Here is an 18,340-nt window from a genome sequence, read left to right as displayed (position 1 = left end):
CCGCTTTAAGTTACAGGTAGCAAGAATGGCAAAAGAATATAGCCGTACCCAACGCATCGGCGACCAGATGCAGCGTGAGCTGTCGGAGCTGATCCGCCGTGAAGTCAAAGACCCGCGTGTCGGCCTGGTGACCATCACTGCCGTCGACGTCAGCCGCGACCTTGGCCACGCCAAAGTGTTCATCACCGTGATGGGCCAGGACGGCGCCGACGCCGTACCGCAGACCCTCAAGGCCCTGACTAGCGCCGCGAGCTTCCTGCGCCTGCACCTGGGCCGAGTGATGCAACTGCGCAGCGTGCCGCAACTGCATTTCCACTTCGACGAGAGCGTCAGCCGTGGTGCCCACCTGTCGGCACTGATCGAGCGCGCGGTCGCCGAAGACCGTCAGCACAAGGATGCCGACCAGCCGGACGCCGAGGAGTAAGCGGTGGCCCAGGTCAAACGTATCCGCCGCAACGTCAGCGGCATCATCCTGCTCGACAAGCCGCTGGGCTTCACCTCCAACGCTGCCCTGCAAAAGGTGCGCTGGCTGCTCAATGCGGAAAAGGCTGGCCACACAGGCAGCCTCGACCCGCTGGCAACCGGCGTGCTGCCGCTGTGCTTTGGCGAAGCGACCAAGTTTTCGCAGTACCTGCTCGATTCCGACAAGGGCTACGAAACGGTCATGCAGATGGGGCAGACTACCAACACCGGCGATGCCGAAGGTGAGGTGTTGCAGACCCGCGAGGTGACCGTTGGTCGCGCCGACATCGAGGCCCTGTTGCCACGTTTTCGTGGCCAGATCAGCCAGATACCGCCGATGTACTCGGCGCTCAAGCGTGACGGCCAGCCGCTGTACAAGCTGGCACGTGCAGGAGAGGTAGTGGAGCGCGAGGCGCGTTCTGTTACTATTGGCCGCTTGGAGTTGCTCGAGTGCGAAGGCACCCGTGCACGGTTGAGCGTAGGATGCAGCAAAGGCACCTATATCCGGACCCTGGTGGAGGATATTGGCGAGGCCCTTGGCTGCGGCGCCTATGTCGCCGAGCTGCGCAGGACCCAGGCCGGGCCTTTCGCGCTGGCACAGACGGTCACCCTCGAGGAGCTCGAACAGGCCCACGCCGAAGGCGGCAACGAAGCGCTCGACCGCTTCCTGATGCCCTCGGACAGCGGCCTGCAGGACTGGCCGTTGGTGTGCCTGTCCGAACACAGTGCGTTCTACTGGCTGCATGGGCAGGCGGTACGCGCGCCGGACGCGCCACAATTTGGCATGGTCCGGGTACAGGATCACAATGCACGCTTCATCGGTATCGGTGAAGTGAGCGAAGACGGGCGCATTGCGCCGCGTCGGCTGATTCGGTCGGAATGACCGAAACCGCAGGGCCAGGCAATTGCCAAACCCTGCGGCACCAAGGGTGGCTGTCAGTAGGCACGGTCACACCTTTTTTATTAATACAGGGATTTGTCCCTGGCCTATTGGACCCCGCATGCGGGATCCGTTATCAGGAGAAGCCACATGGCCCTCAGCGTTGAAGAAAAAGCTCAGATCGTTGCCGAATACCAGCAAGCCGCCGGCGATACCGGTAGCCCGGAAGTGCAGGTTGCTCTGCTGACCGCCAACATCAACAAGCTGCAAGGCCACTTCAAGGCCAACGATAAAGACCACCACTCCCGTCGTGGTCTGATCCGTATGGTTAACCAGCGTCGCAAGCTGCTGGACTACCTGAAGGGCAAAGACACCACTCGTTACAGCGCCCTGATCGGTCGCCTGGGCCTGCGTCGCTAATAGCGGCCTGGTCAGTGGTGTGCATGGCGTGTCGCAGGCTTCGACAGGGCTGTTTTGCAGCGCTGCCGTTGGACACGCCACGCGTATCTCCGAGGTTGGCAGCCTGGCAATGCTGAGCGGTTTTTCCGCTTGGTGCCAGGCTTCCAGCCTCGTGTTGTATCTGGACGGTCAATGGGGCCGATTCCCCGTTCTGCCCAAGAATTCGCAAGAAACCAGTTCCCCCAAGAGCCACTGAAAAAGGTAGGAAACCGTGAACCCGGTAATCAAGACTTTCCAGTTCGGTCAATCGACCGTCACTCTCGAAACGGGCCGCATTGCCCGTCAGGCAACCGGCGCCGTGCTGGTTACCGTCGACAACGACGTCACCGTGCTGGTGACTGTGGTAGGCGCCAAACAGGCTGATCCAGGCAAGGGCTTCTTCCCGCTGTCGGTTCACTACCAGGAAAAGACCTACGCCGCCGGCAAGATCCCGGGTGGCTTCTTCAAGCGTGAAGGCCGTCCTTCCGAAAAAGAGACCCTGACCTCGCGCCTGATCGACCGTCCGATCCGTCCGCTGTTCCCGGAAGGCTTCATGAACGAAGTGCAGGTCGTCTGCACCGTGGTTTCCACCAGCAAGAAGACCGACCCGGACATCGCTGCGATGATCGGTACCTCGGCTGCCCTGGCCATTTCCGGCATTCCGTTCGAAGGCCCGATCGGTGCCGCTCGCGTTGCCTTCCACGAAAGCACCGGCTACCTGCTCAACCCGACCTACGAGCAGCTGGCTGCCTCGAGCCTGGACATGGTCGTTGCCGGTACCGAATCGGCTGTATTGATGGTTGAATCGGAAGCCAAAGAGCTGACCGAAGACCAGATGCTGGGCGCCGTACTGTTCGCCCACGACGAATTCCAGGCCGTGATCCAGGCCGTCAAGGAACTGGCCGCCGAAGCCGGCAAGCCGACCTGGGACTGGCAGCCAGCCCCGGCCAACGTCGAGCTGATGAACCTGGTGCGCAGCGAATTCGGCGAAGCCGTTTCGCAGGCCTACACCATCACCCAGAAGGCTGACCGCTACAACCGCCTGGGCCAGCTGCGCGACGAGGCTGTTGCCCGTCTGAGCAACGAAGAGACCGGCCCGTCCGCCAGCGCCATCAAGGACATCTTCGGCGAGCTGGAATACCGCACCGTCCGCGAGAACATTGTCAACGGCAAGCCGCGTATCGACGGCCGTGACACCCGCACCGTGCGCCCGCTGAACATCGAAGTCGGTGTACTGCCGAAGACCCACGGCTCGGCACTGTTCACCCGCGGTGAAACCCAGGCCCTGGTCGTGGCCACTCTGGGTACTGCCCGTGACGCCCAGTTGCTGGACACCCTGGAAGGCGAGAAGAAAGACCCGTTCATGCTGCACTACAACTTCCCGCCATTCTCGGTGGGTGAGTGCGGCCGCATGGGCGGCGCCGGCCGTCGTGAAATCGGCCACGGCCGCCTGGCCCGTCGTGGCGTGCAGGCCATGCTGCCGAGCGACAGCGACTTCCCGTACACCATCCGCGTAGTTTCGGAAATCACCGAATCCAACGGTTCCAGCTCCATGGCTTCGGTCTGCGGTGCTTCCCTGGCCCTGATGGACGCCGGTGTACCAATGAAGGCACCGGTTGCCGGTATCGCCATGGGCCTGGTCAAGGAAGGTGACAAGTTCGCCGTCCTGACCGACATCCTGGGTGACGAAGACCACCTGGGTGACATGGACTTCAAGGTAGCCGGTACCGCCAAGGGTGTTACCGCGCTGCAGATGGACATCAAGATCAACGGCATCACCGAAGAGATCATGGAAATCGCCCTGGGCCAGGCCCTGGAAGCGCGCCTGAACATCCTTGGCCAGATGAACCAGATCATCGCCCAGTCGCGTAGCGAGCTGTCGGCCAACGCTCCGACCATGATCGCGATGAAGATCGACACCGACAAGATCCGCGACGTCATCGGTAAAGGCGGCGCCACCATTCGCGCCATCTGCGAAGAGACCAAGGCTTCGATCGACATCGAAGACGACGGCTCGATCAAGATCTTCGGCGAAACCAAGGAAGCGGCAGATGCTGCCAAGCAGCGCATCCTGGGCATTACTGCCGAGGCCGAGATCGGCAAGATCTACGTCGGCAAGGTCGAGCGCATCGTCGACTTCGGTGCCTTCGTCAACATTCTGCCTGGCAAGGACGGCCTGGTGCACATCTCCATGCTGAGCGATGCTCGCGTCGAGAAAGTCACCGACATCCTGAAAGAAGGCCAGGAAGTGGAAGTACTGGTACTGGACGTGGACAACCGCGGCCGTATCAAGCTGTCGATCAAGGACGTTGCCGCTGCCAAGGCTTCGGGCGTCTAAACGACTGCCACGCAACAGGAAAAGGGCCCTTCGGGGCCCTTTTTTCATGGGCGAAAGGGAACCTTTTGCGGACTTGCATCTTGCATGCAGGTTTACCGTGCGGATTGCAAAATGCACGACTACTGGCGTACTGGCTGTTCGCTAAGTAATTGATTTAAAAGGAAACAGCCGAAACGAAACAGCTGGCATAGCGCATGCAACTATCCTCATACCTGTCGCCGGGATACACGGGCGCAGACCTTTCGAAAAAACAGGAGTGACCCTTATGAATAAGTTCGCCATTGCTGCCGCTACCGCTCTGACCCTGACCATGGCTAACGCGGCATTCGCCCAGCAGTCCACCCAGGCCCCGATGACGCTGGCGGCCGGTGAGGTGACCAAGACCAAGGAAGCAGCCTCCGATACCTGGATCACTACCAAGGTAAAGGCTGACCTGATGACCGAGAAGGGTGTGCCTGGTGGCGATATCAAGGTCGAAACCAACAAGGGCGTCGTGTCGCTGTCCTCTGATACGGCGGTGACCGCAGCACAGAAAGAAGCGGCCATTGCTATCGCCAAGAAGATCAAGGGCGTGCAGGCCGTGTCGGCTGATGGCCTGAAGGCCGAATAAGGAATGTCCCGTCGGCCAAACGGATTTGGCCACCCATTCAAGAAGGGCCGCTTTGCGGCCCTTCTTCAATTAAAGCACCGGATTACGCGCAATCACATCACTCTCGAAGCATTCCTGCTCAAGGATCAAGGGCTCGACCAACGGCCGGCTGTCGCGGAAATGCGCGGTCTGGGTATGCGCTTCGTACGCCGCATCATCACGGTAGATCTCGTACAGGTAGATCACCTCCGGGTCGACCCGGTCCTGTGACACATCGAACACCAGGCAGCCGGGTTCGGTGGCGACGGAGGCCGCGGCATTGACCTTGATCGCGGTCAGAAAATCTTCGGCGCAACCGGGCTTCACGCGGGTCTTGATGAACAGGCTATACACAAGGCTCTCCTTTTGTTTTAAATTCAAATCAGAATTGTATACAAAAATGGAGCCTAGCCAATGTCCGAATTGCCTGCACGCCCTGGCCGCCTGAACGGTCTGCGCCATATTGCCTTGTTGGTGCCCAACCTTGAGGAGTGCGAACGCTTCTACGTCGATGTGCTGGGCATGGAGGTGCTGAACCGCGCCAACGAAGACCTGGTGTATCTCACTTGTGGTAACGACAACCTGTCGCTGGGACGCGGGGCAGGGGCGGCCAACGGGTTGCAGACCCTGGACCACTATGGGTTCATCGTCGATAGCGTGGAGGAGCTGGAGGCCTGGTACCAGTACTTCAAGGCCCATGGCGTGACCCTGCTGGACCGACCGTTCAACCATGGAGACGGGGCGCGCAGCTTCCACCTGCTGGACCCGGCGGGGAACAAGGTGCAGCCGCTGTATCACCCGGCGGTGTCGGGGCAGCGGTTGGTGTGAAGCCTGTGCCGGCCCCTTCGCGGGTAAACCCGCTCCCACAGGTATTGCACCAGCCTTGAACTGGGCGCAACACCTGTGGGAGCGGGTTTACCCGCGAAGAGGCCAGACCTGCTGGTAGAAATTACTCGGCATCCAGATGCATCGGGGTTACTACCCGCCCATCGCTCTCGGCCTGGCCCAGGTTGGTATCGATGAAGTACACCCGGTCATCTTCCAGCTGGCCTTTGTCCACCAGGTAATCCTTGATGCTGCTGGCTCGCTCCTGGCCCAGTGTGCGCAGCAGCGCGGTACTCTCGGCCCAGGACTTGATCACCGCCTCGCGCAGCTTGGCGGTGCGCTCGTCGCGGCCCAGTTGCTCCCATTCGGCAGGCGGCTGCTGCTTCAGGCGGTTACGGTAGATGCCTTCGAGCATCGCCGGTTTGTCGCTGTCGTCGACCACCAGCATCGAGGCATTGGCCGGCACTTTGTCACCGCGACGTTGCAGGATCTTGTACCAGGTAGCCTGGTATTCACGTTCCAGTCGCTGCTGGGCAATCAGCGGGCCGTCGCTGGCCTGGGCGCTGGTGCCTTCGATTTCCAGGCGCAGTTCCGGGCGCTCTTTCAGGGCCGACGCCAGCTTGTCCAGCGATGCCTGGGCGTCGCCACTGAGCTCGCTGGAGCCAGGGGCGAAGGCAACATTGCCCAGATCTTCCGAGCCACCGCCGGCAACCAGCCCGCCAATGAACTTGAACGGCGCCTGTGCCGCGCGCAACACCAGGTTGCGCAGGGTTTGCCAGACGATCGGCATCACGCTGAACTGCGGGTTGTTGAGGTCGCCAGACACCGGCAGCTCGATCGAGATCTTGCCCTCGGTATCCTTCAGCAGCGCCACCGCCAGGCGGATTGGCAAGTCCACTGCGTCCGGGCTGTCGACCTTCTCACCCAACTGCAACTGCTCCACCACCACCTTGTTCTCGGCCTTCAGCTGGCCGTTGGTGATCAGGTAGTGCAGGTCGAGGTTGAGCCGGCCCTTGCGGATACGGAAGCCGGCGAACTTGCCGGAGTAGGGTGTCAGTGTGGTCAGTTCGACCCGCTTGAAGCTGGTGGCGATGTCCAGGCTGGCCAGCGGGTTGAACGGGTTGAGGGCGCCTTTGATGGTGACCGGCGCGTAGCGGTCGACCTTGCCCTTGACGTTGACCTTGGCCGGCACCGGCTTGCGGTTGTCGATGGTGCCGATCTGGCCGTTGAGCTGCTGGATGGCCGTGGCGAAGTTGGGGGTAAGGGACAGGTCGGCGAAGTTGGCCGAGCCGTCGTTGATGTCGATCTGGCCGATGTGGATGCCCAGCGGCTTGTCGTTGCTGGCTGCAGCCGGTTTGGCCTGGCTGGATGCCGGGGCGCCGGCCGGCTGCGGGATCAGCAGGTCGTTGATGTTGGTGGTGCGGTCTTCATTGATGATGAACCGCGCGTAGGGCTGCAGCAGGGTTACCTTGTCGATTGACAGCGCATCGCCGTGCACGTAGGACAGGCCATCGACGTTCACCTGCTGCCATTTGACGAAGTCGCGGCTCTTGATGGTGTCGAGGGTGTGCAACTGGCTGACCTGCGCCTTGCCGGTGATGCTGAAGGCTAGCGGTGCGGTGTTCTTCAGGTCGACCTTTAGGTCGCTGGCGAGCATGCCGCTGCGCAGCTCCAGCAGGATGAACGGGCTGATGTAGGCCTGGGCTACCCGCAGGTCGATGTCGCGCGTGCTCACGTCCAGCTTGGCCCATATGGGCGCGAGGTTGACCTGACCGGCCACCTGCAGCTTGCCCTGCTTGCCCACGCCGGTATCGAGCTTGAGGGTGAAGGGCGACTGGTTGAGGCTGTCGAAACCTTGCAGGTCGGCGTTGAGCGGGCCGACGTCGAGGGCCACCGGCTCTTTCTGGGTGCGGTCTGCCAGGTGCACCAGGTAGTTACGCAGTTGCACGTCCTTGAGCAGCACCTGCCAGGGCTTGCTCGGCTCTTTGGCGGCTTGCTGCTCGGACGTGGGCTCGGCAGCGGCCGGCTCGGCCTTTTCCTTCGGTGTGGCCTTGGCCGGCTGGCTGGCGAACAGCTTCTGCCAGTCGAGTTGGCCGTCTTTTTCCAGCGCGGCCCAGGTTTCCAGTTTATCGCTGCGGATCTTGCCCACGGTGACCAGTTGCTTGACCAGGTCGACGGAGGTTTCGCTCACTTCCAGGCTGGCCAGGCGCGCCAGCGGGCGGCCATCCGGTGCCTTGATGGCGAACGGCGCAATGCGCACCGATGCATTGTCCAGCAACAGTTCCGTCTGTTTGGCGAGGTTGAGCTTGTAGTGGGTATCGAGGCTGACCACGCCGTTTTCCAGCACCAGCGGTACGGCATCACGTACGTAGGGCCAGAACGCCTTCATGTTGCCGTCGGTGATCTTCAGTGTGCCTTCAGAGGCGATCGGCGATAGGCTCAGGGTGCCTTTCCAGTCGATGCGTCCGCCGTTGGGGCCGATGGCCACCAGGTTCATGTCGGCATTATCGTTGGGCAAGGTGCTGAGGTTTTTCAGCTCCAGGTTCATATTGTCGTAGAGGAACTCGATCGGCTCGCTCGGGCGCAGGTCCTCGAAGTGCAGGTAGCCATTGCTGAGCTTGATGCTGCCGATGCGCAGCGGGAACGGGTCGCTGGGCGGCTCATCGGGCTTGGCTTCGCTGGCGGGCAGCTTGAACAGGCGGGTCAGGTTGAGGGTACCGTCCTTGGCGAACAGCACTTCGTTGCGCGGCTTGACCAACTCCACCGCATCCAGGTGCAGGGCACCGCTCCACAGGCTGTCGAGCGAGAGGTCGGCGTACAGCCGGTCGAAGCCGACCTGCTCCTTGCCTGGCTCGCCGATCTGCAGGCCCCACAGTGTCAGCTCGAGGCTGAAGGGGTTGAGTTCGATCCGTTCGAGGTGAGCAGGCACCGTTGCGTACTGGGCCAACTGCTGGTTGGCGATGCGCAGCGCGACACCTGGGAGTATGAGAAAGCCGAGAAGGCTGTAGAAGGCTACGAGGGCCAGCAGTGCGCCGGCGGCGCGAGTCAATCCTTTGTACATGTGTCGCTTCGTCTGTCTAAGCAGGAGAGCTTGGAGTATGGCACGTTAAATCAGTTCCGCTGAGGTGACGATTTGACCTCATTCGATGCCCATGCGCCGTTTGGCCCGGTGCGCCGAGCCGTTGCGCATCGCCCAGCGCAGTACTGGCGCGGTGCGTTGCAGGCCCAGACGGATCATGCGTCTCTGTAACGGGCCATGCTGCAGGCCGAGCATGGCCTGGGCCCAGGCCGGCAGCAGGTCGATGCCGGCGTGCAGCATCAGCTTGCCCACCGGCTGTGCGAGTCGGCTGGGGGCGGGGGCATCGAGCAGAATGCCGACCACCTCATGGCTGCGGGCGTCGCAGTGCAGCTGCGAGCGCATGTGCTGCAGGTAGTCTTCGACCTGCTGGCAGGAGCGCGGCACGTCGCGGGCACCAAGGCGCTCGGCGATCAGCGCGATCTCAGCGTAGTAGGCATCCTGCTCGGCGCGCGCAAGGTGTGGGTTGCGGTAACGCAGGTGGGCGGCAAGGAAGCTGCTGACTTCCGCCACATGCACCCAGGTCAGCAAGTCCGGGTCGCTGGCTGCATACGGGCGGCCATCCGGCGCGGTGCCGGTCACCTGCAGGTGGATGGTACGCACCTTGTCGATCAGCCACTCGGCATCGCGGGTGGCGCCGAAGGTGGTGCCGGAGATGAACTGGCTGGTGCGGCGCAGGCGACCGAGCAGGTCTTCACGGAAGTTGGAATGGTCCCATACCCCGGCCAGGGCCAGCGGGTGCAGCAACTGCAGCATGAGGGCACTGATGCCACCGACCAGCATGCTCGGGAAGTCGCCATGTACCTGCCAGCTGATGCTGTGCGGGCCGAACAGGCCGGGGTCGCCCTTGGGCGATTCCAGGTCGAGCTGGCCGAGGGCCAGCCCGGTGAGGCTCATGACCTGGGTTTCGATGCGACGGCGAAGGGCTTCCATGGCGACCTGTGGTTCAGGGCGGCCATGAACAGCGGCCGCCGGTTACTGGTTGAGGCGTTTGTCGATCAGACCCTGCACCACGCTGGGGTCCGCCAGGGTCGAGGTATCGCCCAGGTTGTCCAGCTCGTTGCAGGCGATTTTGCGCAGTATACGCCGCATGATCTTGCCTGAGCGTGTCTTGGGTAGCGCCGGCGCCCACTGGATCAGCTCGGGCTTGGCGAAACTGCCGATTTCCTTGCTGACCAGGGCCAGCAGTTCGGTCTTGAGCGCATCGTCCGGCGTTACGCCATTCATGGGCGTGACAAATGCATACACGCCCTGGCCCTTGAGGTCGTGGGGGTAACCGACCACGGCCGCTTCGGCGACACTGTCATGTAGCACCAGCGCGCTTTCCACTTCGGCGGTACCGATGCGATGGCCGGAAACGTTGATCACATCATCGATACGCCCGGTGATCCAGTAGTCACCATCAGCATCGCGGCGGGCACCGTCGCCGGTGAAGTAATAGCCGGGCATCGGCTTGAAGTAGGTGTCGACCATGCGCTGATGGTCGCCATAGACGCTACGGATCTGCCCGGGCCAGCTGGCCTTGATGACCAGCAGGCCGGCACCGGGGCCTTCGATGAGCTTGCCCTTTTCGTCCAGCAGCACCGGTTGTACGCCGAACATGGGCTGCGTGGCACAGCCGGGCTTGAGCGCCTGTGAACCGGGCAACGGGGTGATCATGATGCCGCCGGTCTCGGTTTGCCACCAGGTATCGACGATGGGGCAGCGCTTCTGCCCGACTGCCTCGAAGTACCACTCCCAGGCTTCGGGGTTGATCGGCTCGCCAACGCTGCCCAGCAGACGCAGGCTCTGCCGTGAGGTGCCTTGCAGCGGCCCGTCGCCTTCGCGCATCAAGGCACGCAGGGCAGTTGGGGCGGTGTAGAAGATGTTTACCTGATGCTTGTCCACCACCTGCCAGAAGCGCGAGGTGTCCGGGTAGTTGGGCACGCCTTCGAACATCAGCGAGATCGCGCCATTGGCCAGCGGGCCATAGACGATGTAGCTGTGGCCGGTGACCCAGCCGACATCGGCGGTGCACCAGAACACCTCGCCTTCACGGTAGTCGAATACCACCTTGAAGGTGAGGGTGGCCTGCAGCAGGTAGCCGCCGGTGGTGTGCAGCACGCCCTTGGGTTTGCCGGTGCTGCCGGAGGTGTAGAGGATGAACAGCGGGTCTTCGGCGTTCATTGGCTCGGGGGCGCAGTCGTCGCCGGCCTTTTCCGTTGTCTCGTGGTACCAGAGGTCGCGATCTTCGGCCCAGGCAACCTCGCTACCGGTGCGGCGCACCACGAATACGCTGTTGACCGCAGGGCAGCTGGCCAGGGCTTTGTCGACGTTCTGTTTCAGCGGGATGCGCTTGCCTCCGCGTACGCCTTCATCGGCGGTGATCACGGTGCGGCAGTCGGCATCGAGGATACGGTCGCGCAGGGCGTCGGGCGAGAAGCCGCCGAACACCACCGAGTGGATGGCACCGATACGGGTACAGGCGAGCATCGCGAAGGCGGCCTCGGGGATCATCGGCATGTAGATACACACCCGGTCGCCTTTCTTCACCCCGCGTGCTTTCAGCGCATTGGCCAGGCGGCAGACCTGGCGGTGCAGTTCGCGGTAGGTGATGGCCTTGCAATCCTTGGGGTCGTCGCCTTCCCACAGCAGGGCGGTCTGTTCGCTGCGCTGGGCCAGGTGGCGATCGATGCAGTTGTAGCTGACGTTGAGCTGGCCGCCATCGAACCAGCGGGCGTTGCCGGTCTTCAGGTCGCATTGCTGCACGCTCGACCAGGGCTTGATCCAGTCCAGGCGCTTGGCCTGTTCGGCCCAGAAGGTGTCGGGGTCATCCACCGACTGGCGGTAGAGGCGGCGGTACTCGTCGGGGGTGAGGGCGGCGGACTGGCTGACGGCCAGGGCCTGGGGGTAGTTGCGGATATCGAACATGGCGGGTGGTCCTGCTCTTGTAAGGGGCGATGGACTGCAACGGCTATTCGATAGGACAGTGTAGCTGGGAGAGGTGTTCAACCTGTGCTGGCCTCTTCGCGGGCGAGCCCGCGAAGAAGCTGGCGAAGGTTTCAGATCAACCGCGGTGACGGCCGCGGAAGTAGTTGATCAGGCCTTGGGTGGAGCCGTCTTCGGCGCTGTCTTCCAGGCTTCCTACAAGGCGCTGGTACACGCCTTTGCCCAGCTCCTTGCCCAGTTCCACGCCCCACTGGTCGAAGGCGTTGATGCCCCAGATCACGCTCTGTACGAAGACCTTGTGCTCGTACATCGCCACCAGCGCGCCCAGGCGGCGCGGGCTGATGCGTTCCACCACCAGGGTGTTGCTCGGGCGGTTGCCCGGGATCACCTTGTGCGGGGCCAGTTTTTCGATGTCCGCTTCGTTCAGGCCCTTGGCGCGCAGCTCCGCTTCGGCTTCTTCGCGGGTTTTGCCCAGCATCAGTGCCTGGCTCTGCGACAGGCAGTTGGCGTACAGCCACTGATGATGGTCAGCCACCGGGTTGAAGCTCACCACCGGCACGATGAAGTCGGCCGGAATCAGCTGGGTGCCCTGGTGCAGCAACTGGTGGTAGGCATGCTGGCCGTTGCAGCCGACGCCACCCCAGATCACCGGGCCGGTATCGGTCTTTACCGGGGTGCCATCCTGAAGCACGCTCTTGCCATTGGACTCCATGTCCAGTTGCTGCAGGTGCTTGGTGATGTTGCGCAGATAGTGGTCGTACGGCAGGATCGCGTGGCTCTGTGCGCCCCAGAAGTTGCCGTACCACACGCCTAGCAGGGCCAGCAGCACCGGCATGTTCTTGTCGAACGGCGCGGTCTGGAAGTGCTGGTCCATGGTGTAGGCACCGGACAGCAGTTCCTTGAAGTTGGCGGTACCGATGGCCAGGGCAATCGGCAGGCCGATGGCCGACCACAGCGAGTAGCGCCCGCCCACCCAGTCCCACATCGGGAAGATGTTCTCTTCGCGGATGCCAAAGGCCACGGCGGCGGCTTTGTTGCTGGAAACAGCGATGAAGTGGCGGTAAAGCTCGGCTTCCGAGCCGCCCTGGGCCAGGTACCAGGTACGCGCGGCCATGGCGTTCTTCAGGGTCTCGAGGGTGTTGAACGACTTCGACGAGACGATGAACAGGGTGGTTTCGGCGCGCAGGTTGGCCGACAGTTCGTGGAACTCACTGCCGTCGATGTTCGCCAGGTAGTGGCAGCGCACGCCGCGCTGGGCGTAGGGCAGCAGCGCCTCGGAGACCAGCTCGGGGCCCAGGAACGAGCCACCGATGCCGATGTTGACCACGTCGGTGATCGGTTTTTCGCTGTAGCCGCGCCACAGGCCGTCGTGGATACGGCCGACCAGTTCGGTGATCTGGTTGAGCACCTTGTGTACTTCCGGCATGACGTTCACGCCATTGACGCTGAGCTTGTCGCCCACCGGCCGGCGCAGGGCAGTGTGCAGCACCGGGCGACCTTCGGAGGCGTTGATGATTTCACCGCTGAACATCGACTTGATGGCGTCCTGCAGGCCCACTTCGTTGGCCAGGTTGACCAGCAGGTCGCGGCTTTGTTCTGTGATCAGGTTTTTCGAGTAGTCGAGGAACAGGCCGCAGCAGCTCAGGGAGAACTGGTCGAAGCGCTTGGCATCGGCGGCGAATGCTTCGCGCATGCTGAAGCCTTGCATGGCGTCGCGGTGTTGCTGGAGCGCCTGCCAGGCGGGCAGGGCCGTCACATCGTGGGGTGTACGGTAATACGCCATTGCGCGGGTTCCCTTGGTGCGTGGTGAGGCCTTGGACACGGCAGTCATTGCCGGGTTCAGGCTGGCCCCATTATAGGCAAAGGTCACTTGCTGGGAATGGGTATGGCAGGGGAATTTGGGGCGCTTTTCGCAGCACAAGGCTGCTCCTACAGAGTGGGGTGATCTTTTGTAGGAGCAGCCTTGTGCTGCGAATGGGCTGCAAAGCAGCCCCAGGCCGTTACGCGGTCTTCTCTTCCACGTGCAGGTAAATATTGTCGATCAACCGCGTGTTACCCAGATACGCTGCCGCAACCACTACCAGATCACGATCATCGATCATCGCCGGTCGCAGGCTTACCGCGTGACGCACTTCCAGGTAATCCGGGCGGAAACCAGCGGCGGTCAACTGCGCCTGGCCTTCGCCAACCAGCGCGGCAAAGTCCCGCTGGCCCCGGCCAATGGCAGTTGCGATATGTTGCAGCGTACGGTACAGCGCAGGTGCCGTAGCACGCTGCTCAGGCGTGAGATAACCATTGCGCGATGACAGCGCCAGGCCATCCTCGGCACGCACGGTGGGTTCGCCGATGATCTGGATCGGCATATTCAGGTCGCGCACCATGGCACGGATGACCGCCAGCTGCTGGAAGTCCTTTTCACCGAACACGGCAAGGTCTGGCTGGACCATGTTGAACAGCTTGCTGACCACTGTCGCCACGCCTTCGAAATGCCCGGGCCGGCTGGCGCCGCACAGGCCTTCGGAAAGGTGGGGCACGCAGACGCGGGTTTGCACGCTCATGCCGTCGGGGTACATCTCTTCGACGGTAGGCGCGAACAGCAAATTGCAGCCTGCCTGGAGCAGGCGTTCCTGGTCGGCAGCCAGGGTGCGCGGGTACTTGTCGAGGTCTTCGTTGGCGCCGAACTGCAGCGGGTTGACGAAGATGCTGGCGACCACGAAATCGGCGCGCTGCGCGGCCTTGGTCACCAGGGCGGCATGACCGCTATGCAGGTTACCCATGGTCGGCACGAAGGCGATGCGCTTGCCTTCTCCGCGGGCGCGGGCGACTGCGGCGCGCAGTTCGCGGACGGTCTTGACTGTATTCATGCACTGAACCCGTGTTCGCTGCCTGGGAAGCTGACTTGTTTGACCGCCTCGACGTAAGCGACGAGGGCGCTGTGGATATCCGGCTGGCCCTGCATGAAGTTCTTCACGAACTTAGGTACCCGGCCGCTCAGCGACAGGCCGAGCATGTCGTGCAAAACCAGTACCTGGCCATCCGTGCCGCTGCCGGCGCCAATGCCGATCACCGGAATGCCCACGGCATTGGTGATTTCCGCAGCCAGTTCGCTGGGCACGCATTCGAGCAGCAGCATGGCCGCCCCGGCTTGCTCCAGGGCGATGGCGTCGGCGCGCATCTGCCGGGCCTGGGCTTCCTGGCGGCCCTGGACCTTGTAGCCGCCCAGCACGTTGACAGTTTGCGGGGTCAGGCCCATGTGCGCGCATACCGGCACGCCACGCTCGGCCAGCAGGCGGATGGTCTCGGCCAGCCAGGCAGCGCCTTCGATCTTGATCATGTGGGCGCCGGCCTGCATCAGCGTGGCGCTGTTGGCAAAGGCCTGCTCCGGGGTGGCATGCGCCATGAACGGCAGGTCGGCGAGGATCAGTGCGCCGTCGTTGCCACGTTTGACACTGGCAGTGTGGTAGGCCATGTCTGCGGTGGTTACCGGCAGTGTGCTGTCGTGGCCTTGCAGGACCATCCCCAGCGAGTCGCCCACCAGCAACACTTCGACACCGGCCTGACTGGCGGCCTTGGCGAAGGTCGCATCGTAGCAGGTCAGCATGGTGATTTTTTCACCCTTGGCCTTGAGGCCATTGAGGGTGGTCAGGGTTACTTCAGGCATGTAGGAAATTCCTCGTTCAGGCGCTGTAAAAAACGACTGCATTTAACGCGTGTAGTCATCTTCCGGAGCGGCACATCATCGCGCGTGATGTTCGGGCACAGGTCCGTCCGGGCCTAAATACGGGTATGCGGCACTTTGGTGCCACACGGGACGCCTATAGTCGTGAGCGAGGTGGGGGAAGTCAATCACCCTGTTACCGCATTGTTACGATCAGGGTGTTACTGGCGTTACCGCGCCAGTATGCAAGGCTGAAACGCCCGGATTACAGGCGTTCCAGGCCGACGAACGGGCAATCGTCGAGTAGCTGCGCGAGGGCGCGACCATCGGCCAGGCGGAAATCGCCTGGTACCAGTTCAGCCAGCGGGTACAGCACGAAAGGCCGGGCATGCATGTGGTAATGCGGCACTTTCAGGCGCGGTTCGTCGAGTACCTGATCGCCGAACAGCAGGATGTCCAGGTCCAGTGTGCGCGGGCCCCAGCGCTCCTTGCGCACGCGCCCCTGCTCGTTCTCGATGGCCTGCAGTGCATCGAGCAGGGCCAGCGGCGGCAGCGCGGTGTCCAGGGCGGCGACGGCGTTGGTGTAGCGTGGCTGGCCGGGCAGCAGCGAATCGCTGGTGTACAGGGCCGAGGCCGCCACCAAGCGCGTGGCTTCGACCTGGTCGAGGGCCTGCAAGGCGCTACGCAGCTGCTCGGCAGGTGCTTCCAGGTTGCTGCCCAGGCCGATATAGGCGCGGGTACTCACTCGAATGCCTCGTCGCCACTACGCTTGCGTTTGCTACCGCTGCGCTTGCGTTTGCGCGGGCCGGCGCCGGTGCCTTCGTCACGGCTGCCCAGCTCGCGGATCATCTCGCGGCGCTCGCTGTCATTGGCATCCTGGTAGTCGGTCCACCATTGGCCGAGGTCGTCGGTTTCTTCACCGGCGCTTTCCCGCAGCAGCAGGAAGTCGTAGCCGGCGCGGAAGCGCGGGTTGTCCAGCAGCACGTCGGCGCGCTTGCCGCTACGGCGTGGCAGACGCTCCTGCATGTCCCAGATCTCGCGGATCGGCAGGGTGAAGCGCTTGGGGATGGCGATGCGTGCGCATTGCTCGGCGATCAGGTCGTGGGCCGCACCGTTCATGGCCGGGATCGGCGGCACGCCCTGGTTCTGCAGGTGCAGCACGCGGGCCGGCAGAGCAGGCCACAGCAGCGCGGCGAAGAGGAAGGCCGGGGTTACCGGTTTGCCTTGCTTCACGCGCAGGTCGGTATTGTTCAGCGCCTGGCTGATCAGCGTGTGGGTGTATGTCGGGCGCTCGTCCAGGGCATGCGAACTGGCCGGGAACAGCGGCTCGAACAATTGCAGGTCGACCAGCATTTCAAAGACGATGGCGCCCTGACCGGAGAGGAACAGTTTGAGGCTTTCTTCGAACAGGCGCGCTGGCGGAATCTCGCGCAGTAGTGGGGCCAGTTCGCGGATCGGCTGGACCGTGTGCTTTTCGATACCGAAGTCGAGCTTGGCGGCGAAGCGTACCGCGCGCAGCATGCGCACCGGGTCTTCCTGGTAGCGGTGGGTAGGGTCACCGATCAGGCGCAGCAGGCGGTTGCGGATATCGTGCACGCCATTGGCGTAGTCGAGGATGCGTTCGCTGACCGGGTCGTAGTACAGGGCGTTGATGGTGAAGTCGCGACGTTGTGCGTCCTCTTCCAGGGTGCCGTATACGTTGTCACGCAGGATGCGGCCACTGGCGTTGTGCGACGAACGGTGGCTGTCGCTCTGGTCGTCTTCCGAGTGGTGAGCGCGGAAGGTGGCGACTTCGATGATCTCACGGCCGAAATGCACGTGGACCAGCTTGAAGCGGCGACCAATGATGCGCGCGTTGCGGAACTCGGCACGGACCTGTTCGGGGGTGGCACTGGTGGCGACGTCGAAGTCTTTCGGCGTGATGCCCAACATCAGGTCGCGGACACAGCCACCGACCAGGTAAGCCTGGTAGCCGGCACTCTGCAGACGCTCCACGATGTTCACCGCATGGCGGCTGAACTGGTGGCGCTGCAGCGAGTGCTGGCTTTTGTTGATCACCTCAGGCGTGGTGCGCCTGTGGTGGGGGCCCGGTACGGGCGGGCGGAACGACTGGAACAGCTTCTTCAGCATGGGATGCACTGTTTGAAGGAATGTTCGGCCAAGAATAGGAGAATGGCCGCATGATGGGCGGGGATTCTAGCATTTACTCAAGGAATGGTGTAGGCGGGTAGCAGGATGCCTGCCAGAAGGGTGGAAACGACAAGGGGAGCCTAAGCTCCCCAAGAAGTCGTTGCGTGCTCTTATTGTTTTTCTGCTGGGCTTCTTGTTTTTGTTGAGTGCCCTGTCCACAAATCTCGAAGCTTGTGGACGACCCCCAATCCAGGGGTTAAGAGCAAACGGATTGCTTTGGTCGCTGATGTCACGTTGATCTGTCGATCCAACCAGTTCAGGCGCTGCTTTTTAGTGCAGTTTTTATTGTTCTCTGCCTGGCTGTGGGGCAAGCCCCAAACACGCATCCTCTCCAAAAGAATCAGTTAGCTGCGCCTCCGCCGTCTTGTTTTTATTGTGCGTGAGCCGTTTCGTCTTGTTCTTATTCTGAGTAGCAGTGCTTGTTATTGTTCTTGTACCAGACATATAGCAGGTGCCGTGCCAACTTTTGCAAACCCAGTAAAATCAATGGGTTGAAGAGGTCCGGCAAATTTTTCGGGGCTGAAAATGTCGAAATTTCGTTACCGAACGCCTCGGGAACTGTTACGGCGGAAAGCTTGGGTAACAGATTTTTGCGGGGGCTGAGGTGTTACCTGGGTGTTCGCCGTGACACGTTCAGCGCCTGTGAGATCGAGCGCCGCCCGCGCGGCGCTTCGCGGCACAAGGCCGCTCCCACATCTGTTTCGGGCCAATCATTCCTGTGCCAGATGGGTTGCAGCCTTGGTGCATGGCTGAAGATTGATGAAGAGCTGTCGCGCCCCCCTTGATATCGAATGGAACAGACAAGGCGGGCAGAGGAGACCTCACAGGAGTGACTGGCCCGAAACAGATGTGGGAGCGGCCTTGTGCCGCGAAGCGCCGCGCGGGCGGCGCTCGATCTCACAGGCGCCACATAGGCT

The 18,340-nt window shown here is 62.3% G+C and carries 15 protein-coding genes; 6 read left to right on the top strand and 9 right to left on the bottom strand.

The genetic code is table 11. From position 1 onward, the window contains the following. Positions 1-25 precede the first annotated feature (25 nt). From rbfA to CAY82_RS00165, 5 genes are all read left to right on the top strand, one after another. Positions 26-424: a 30S ribosome-binding factor RbfA gene (gene rbfA, locus CAY82_RS00190; protein ID WP_063911788.1), complete on the top strand. Its 399-nt coding sequence runs from the start codon at positions 26-28 to the stop codon at positions 422-424. A 3-nt stretch (positions 425-427) separates the two neighbouring features. Continuing rightward, a complete protein-coding gene (gene truB, locus CAY82_RS00185; RefSeq protein ID WP_013974284.1) occupies positions 428-1,345 on the top strand; it encodes a tRNA pseudouridine(55) synthase TruB in 918 nt (305 codons plus the stop codon). 147 nt (positions 1,346-1,492) lie between these two features. After that, a complete protein-coding gene (rpsO, locus tag CAY82_RS00180) occupies positions 1,493-1,762 on the top strand; it encodes a 30S ribosomal protein S15 (RefSeq protein WP_003249971.1) in 270 nt (89 codons plus the stop codon). Positions 1,763-2,012: 250 nt separating this feature from the next. Further along, positions 2,013-4,118, top strand: coding sequence for a polyribonucleotide nucleotidyltransferase (gene pnp / locus CAY82_RS00170; protein WP_087499436.1), 2,106 nt, complete (start codon positions 2,013-2,015; stop codon positions 4,116-4,118). 265 nt (positions 4,119-4,383) lie between these two features. Then, on the top strand, positions 4,384-4,728 hold the full coding sequence (locus CAY82_RS00165) for a BON domain-containing protein (RefSeq protein ID WP_087499435.1): 345 nt from the start codon (positions 4,384-4,386) through the stop codon (positions 4,726-4,728). A 69-nt stretch (positions 4,729-4,797) separates the two neighbouring features. Here the strand turns inward: CAY82_RS00165 and CAY82_RS00160 are convergent, their stop codons facing one another. Then, a complete protein-coding gene (locus CAY82_RS00160) occupies positions 4,798-5,100 on the bottom strand; it encodes a putative quinol monooxygenase (protein WP_087499434.1) in 303 nt (100 codons plus the stop codon). Between the two features lie 60 nt (positions 5,101-5,160). Between CAY82_RS00160 and CAY82_RS00155 the strand changes: the two genes are divergently transcribed. Beyond that, complete coding sequence (locus CAY82_RS00155) at positions 5,161-5,574, top strand: VOC family protein (RefSeq protein ID WP_010955354.1); 414 nt, start codon at positions 5,161-5,163, stop codon at positions 5,572-5,574. Positions 5,575-5,695: 121 nt separating this feature from the next. Here CAY82_RS00155 and CAY82_RS00150 read toward each other — a convergent pair whose 3' ends face one another. The 8 genes from CAY82_RS00150 to CAY82_RS00115 form a co-directional block, all read right to left on the bottom strand. Continuing rightward, positions 5,696-8,632, bottom strand: coding sequence for a DUF748 domain-containing protein (locus CAY82_RS00150; protein WP_087499433.1), 2,937 nt, complete (start codon positions 8,630-8,632; stop codon positions 5,696-5,698). Positions 8,633-8,710: 78 nt separating this feature from the next. Then, a complete protein-coding gene (locus CAY82_RS00145; protein ID WP_087499432.1) occupies positions 8,711-9,580 on the bottom strand; it encodes an oxygenase MpaB family protein in 870 nt (289 codons plus the stop codon). A gap of 42 nt (positions 9,581-9,622) precedes the next feature. Beyond that, positions 9,623-11,557 carry an acetate--CoA ligase gene (acs, locus tag CAY82_RS00140; protein ID WP_087499431.1) on the bottom strand — a complete coding sequence of 645 codons (1,935 nt, stop codon included), beginning with the start codon at positions 11,555-11,557 and terminating at the stop codon, positions 9,623-9,625. Between the two features lie 136 nt (positions 11,558-11,693). After that, positions 11,694-13,358, bottom strand: coding sequence for a glucose-6-phosphate isomerase (gene pgi / locus CAY82_RS00135; RefSeq protein WP_087499839.1), 1,665 nt, complete (start codon positions 13,356-13,358; stop codon positions 11,694-11,696). A 217-nt stretch (positions 13,359-13,575) separates the two neighbouring features. Beyond that, the gene (gene panC / locus CAY82_RS00130) at positions 13,576-14,439 is read right to left on the bottom strand and encodes a pantoate--beta-alanine ligase (RefSeq protein ID WP_087499430.1); all 864 of its coding nucleotides are present in this window, start codon (positions 14,437-14,439) and stop codon (positions 13,576-13,578) included. Continuing rightward, entirely contained in the window at positions 14,436-15,236 is an 801-nt protein-coding gene (gene panB / locus CAY82_RS00125) for a 3-methyl-2-oxobutanoate hydroxymethyltransferase (RefSeq protein ID WP_087499429.1), read from the bottom strand. Before panB ends, panC begins: the two co-directional genes overlap by 4 nt. A gap of 262 nt (positions 15,237-15,498) precedes the next feature. Beyond that, positions 15,499-15,978 (bottom strand): 2-amino-4-hydroxy-6-hydroxymethyldihydropteridine diphosphokinase, encoded by a 480-nt coding sequence (folK, locus tag CAY82_RS00120; protein WP_087499428.1) that lies wholly within the window; start codon positions 15,976-15,978, stop codon positions 15,499-15,501. Continuing rightward, a complete protein-coding gene (locus CAY82_RS00115) occupies positions 15,975-17,363 on the bottom strand; it encodes a polynucleotide adenylyltransferase PcnB (RefSeq protein WP_087499427.1) in 1,389 nt (462 codons plus the stop codon). The genes folK and CAY82_RS00115 overlap by 4 nt, the downstream gene beginning before the upstream one ends. Positions 17,364-18,340: the final 977 nt, after the last annotated feature.

Origin of the sequence: Pseudomonas sp. SID14000 (assembly GCF_002165135.1) — a bacterium.
Taxonomy (GTDB): Bacteria; Pseudomonadota; Gammaproteobacteria; order Pseudomonadales; family Pseudomonadaceae; genus Aquipseudomonas.
Note: the sequence above shows the minus strand (reverse complement) of the source record. Positions and strands in the feature narration are given on the sequence as shown.

Bases quoted from the DNA above. Each gene is read 5' to 3' on its own strand.
- rbfA (WP_063911788.1), top strand. From the start codon at position 26: ATGGCAAAAGAATATAGCCGTACCCAACGCATCGGCGACCAGATGCAG.
- rpsO (WP_003249971.1), top strand. From the start codon at position 1,493: ATGGCCCTCAGCGTTGAAGAAAAAGCTCAGATCGTTGCCGAATACCAG.
- CAY82_RS00165 (WP_087499435.1), top strand. From the start codon at position 4,384: ATGAATAAGTTCGCCATTGCTGCCGCTACCGCTCTGACCCTGACCATG.
- CAY82_RS00155 (WP_010955354.1), top strand. From the start codon at position 5,161: ATGTCCGAATTGCCTGCACGCCCTGGCCGCCTGAACGGTCTGCGCCAT.
- CAY82_RS00150 (WP_087499433.1), bottom strand. From the start codon at position 8,632: ATGTACAAAGGATTGACTCGCGCCGCCGGCGCACTGCTGGCCCTCGTA.
- CAY82_RS00145 (WP_087499432.1), bottom strand. From the start codon at position 9,580: ATGGAAGCCCTTCGCCGTCGCATCGAAACCCAGGTCATGAGCCTCACC.
- acs (WP_087499431.1), bottom strand. From the start codon at position 11,557: ATGTTCGATATCCGCAACTACCCCCAGGCCCTGGCCGTCAGCCAGTCC.
- pgi (WP_087499839.1), bottom strand. From the start codon at position 13,358: ATGGCGTATTACCGTACACCCCACGATGTGACGGCCCTGCCCGCCTGG.
- panC (WP_087499430.1), bottom strand. From the start codon at position 14,439: ATGAATACAGTCAAGACCGTCCGCGAACTGCGCGCCGCAGTCGCCCGC.
- panB (WP_087499429.1), bottom strand. From the start codon at position 15,236: ATGCCTGAAGTAACCCTGACCACCCTCAATGGCCTCAAGGCCAAGGGT.
- CAY82_RS00115 (WP_087499427.1), bottom strand. From the start codon at position 17,363: ATGCTGAAGAAGCTGTTCCAGTCGTTCCGCCCGCCCGTACCGGGCCCC.